The following is a 2,520-nucleotide window of genomic DNA, read 5'->3' on the forward strand; positions in this document are numbered from 1 at the left end:
TTTATTATACCGCATTTTCTTTGGCCGTGGAAGAGAGGTGGGACGGGAACTTTTCCCAATCACATGGTCTGTTCCATCGTTGCCACCCGGAAATAACCATGAGAATATGCGGGGGCCAGATCAATTTCGCCATCTGGGCAATAGAACCAGACTCCTGCTGCGGTCAACTTTTCTCCAATCGCCGCCAAACCTTCGGCGTCACGAGCCAGACGGTCGCCGTTCATCACCAGCACACGGTCATAGACTCCATGTCGTGCATCACGGATCAGCGTTCGAATGCTCTGTCGGTTTGCGTCCAAGCCGCTCTCATATTGGAGCATCTCTGCGGAAATCGAAAAGCCAAGCTGGCCGGCGAGGCTTCGGAGTGCGGTAAGCTGCTGGTTCATGGCGAGACGGTTGCTTTCCGTGGACGCTCCATCCACCCGGCAGTAAAGGCAGCACTTAGGCATCTGATTTGACCTCCTTGAACGAATTTAGGAAGAAGCTACCGCTCAGCCCTGACATTCATCCCGGATGAAATCATACAGGGCTTCCGGTTCCTTCAGGCACCACTTAGTTTTTTCATCATCGGTCCAGACTTCATAGTCCGGGGCGGCATCGTAAAGCCACCAGCTGATATAGTCGTACTGGTCGTTGATCGCTTCCTTCAGCACATCCAGCAAGGCGGCAAGAAGCAGCGCTCCGCCCTCAAAGACGAAATGTCCATCTCCCATCATGGCGAGTGCCTTACTGAACTGTTCGTCTCGATCCTTTTGCGCTTGGATCTTTCGCAGGGCTTCACAGAAGGTTTCCTTGGACAGCATTAAAGTCCCCCTCCCGGATTCTCCCCCTCCGCTTCCTGTTCGGCTTTCCATTTCAGAAGCAAGGAGATGGCCAACTCCTGAGTAGCGGGATCGACGCAGAACTCGAAGAACTTCACAGCCAACATTTCTGGCGTCAGCCCCATCGGGGCGATTACCGCTTCCAACTGTTCCAGAAGCTCCGCATCTACTTGGATTTCCACGAGCTCATATTGCTTTTCATCCATGGTGCGTTTCCTCGCCTTCCGAAGATTCCTTCCGCAACTCGTCCAGTCGCTGCCGGAACAGCTCCTGGAGCTCCTTCCAGACCTGCGGCTGCTTGAGGGTCACTATCGGCTGGTTCAGTTCCCGCTCCAGATCGGCGACAGCCACCGAAAGCGTCTTTTCATCGAACAACTGGTAGTGGCGACGAAGATACTGGACGACCGCCGCACTCTCCTCATCTTCGCTGCGCATGGCATAGCGGAGGGCGCTGTTGATGACACAGGAAAAGTCATCCACATAGTCAAGGTTGAACCAGGAGGCTGGGCAGAGAACCAGGTCATCTTTGCCTTCCTCGGTGATCACCAGCCCAATGTCCTCGCGGCTTATCCTTTCCAGCACGGTGTCCAGGTCATCTGCCAGTGCTTGGCGTGAGATGCGTTCCATGCTTTCCAGAGGTTGTAAAATCGGCATCCTTTCCTTCCTCCTATCGTCTTCTTTGATTTTGCCAGATGTGAGCACCCGACTCAAGCTGTGCCACAATCGAGGATATGGCTCCTGTGCTCCATATCGGTTTAAATGTGCGCGGATCTCTGCCACAGCGGTGAAACGGGTAGCTTCGTCCAGACGGCTCAGGTTCCGGCAGGTGAATTCCGCGACTATGCCGGGCATATAAGTGTGCCGCCCCAGACTGTACTGGATCGCTGCCAGAACGATATGCCGCAGCCCTCCATCTAAAATGGGAGCGAGGATTCTCACGGAGAACAGCAGCCCGGTGCTTCCTTTTTGGGACTGGAGAGAGAGGCCGTTTCGCTCGGCTCGTTCCATCGTGTGCGTCCAGTCCTGCCGTGCGATGAAACCGGCTACAGGAGCCACCTCATAAAAGCCTTTTTTATGTCTCACGGCTGCACCTCAAGCCCGGCTTTTGACTGACCTTTATACAGAAGATTGTTGGCCTCCATCTCCTCAAAGGTGACCGGCTCGAAGTGATTGACATCCACTCCGGCATTCAGCATTCTCTCGTTTGCCTGGATGAGCGGCCAGTAATCCGCGTCGGTATTGCCGTGGATGTGGCCAAAGACCATGTAGCAGCGCATGATGTGAGGCCAAGACATCATGGGGTAGTGACAAAGTGTGTACTGCCGCTTCCCGTCTGCGACATACAGCAGGTTATTGACGCTTTCAAAGAATCGTTCTGTCTGACAACTCCTGATCCATCCCCTGTCATGATTCCCAAGGATGAGATGTTTCTTCCCCCGCAGCCGCCGCAGGTATTCCTCCGGCGGCTTTTGGCTGCGGTAGATCAGGTCGCCGAGGATATAGACAGTATCCTTCCCTGTGACCTTGTGGTTCCAGTTTTCGATGAGAGTTTCGTCCATCTCCTCGATACTGGAAAAGGGCCGATTGCAAAGGCGGATGCAGTTTTCGTGACCGAGATGCAGGTCAGAGGTAAAGAAGATCATGGGGTTTCACCCTCCTTCTTCATCCTGGGAACTGGGATTGGCTGCCATCGGCAGTA

The 2,520-nt window shown here is 54.2% G+C and carries 5 protein-coding genes; all 5 read right to left on the minus strand.

What is annotated here, in order from left to right; genetic code table 11:
• Window positions 1-59: 59 nt before the first annotated feature.
• Genes B5F88_RS19050 through B5F88_RS19070 form a run of 5 tightly spaced genes read right to left on the minus strand, consistent with a single transcriptional unit; the run spans window position 60 to window position 2,464 of the window.
• Window positions 60-449, minus strand: coding sequence for a recombinase family protein (locus B5F88_RS19050; RefSeq protein WP_087936999.1), 390 nt, complete (start codon window positions 447-449; stop codon window positions 60-62).
• Window positions 450-491: 42 nt separating this feature from the next.
• Window positions 492-803 (minus strand): hypothetical protein, encoded by a 312-nt coding sequence (locus tag B5F88_RS19055; RefSeq protein WP_087937000.1) that lies wholly within the window; start codon window positions 801-803, stop codon window positions 492-494.
• A complete protein-coding gene (locus B5F88_RS19060) occupies window positions 803-1,027 on the minus strand; it encodes a hypothetical protein (RefSeq protein ID WP_087937001.1) in 225 nt (74 codons plus the stop codon). Before B5F88_RS19060 ends, B5F88_RS19055 begins: the two co-directional genes overlap by 1 nt.
• Window positions 1,020-1,904 carry a hypothetical protein gene (locus B5F88_RS19065; RefSeq protein WP_087937002.1) on the minus strand — a complete coding sequence of 295 codons (885 nt, stop codon included), beginning with the start codon at window positions 1,902-1,904 and terminating at the stop codon, window positions 1,020-1,022. The genes B5F88_RS19060 and B5F88_RS19065 overlap by 8 nt, the downstream gene beginning before the upstream one ends.
• Window positions 1,901-2,464 carry a metallophosphoesterase gene (locus tag B5F88_RS19070; RefSeq protein ID WP_087937003.1) on the minus strand — a complete coding sequence of 188 codons (564 nt, stop codon included), beginning with the start codon at window positions 2,462-2,464 and terminating at the stop codon, window positions 1,901-1,903. The genes B5F88_RS19065 and B5F88_RS19070 overlap by 4 nt, the downstream gene beginning before the upstream one ends.
• Between the last annotated feature and the right edge of the window lie 56 nt (window positions 2,465-2,520).

Source organism: Flavonifractor sp. An306 (assembly GCF_002159455.1).
Taxonomy (GTDB): domain Bacteria; phylum Bacillota; class Clostridia; order Oscillospirales; family Oscillospiraceae; genus Flavonifractor.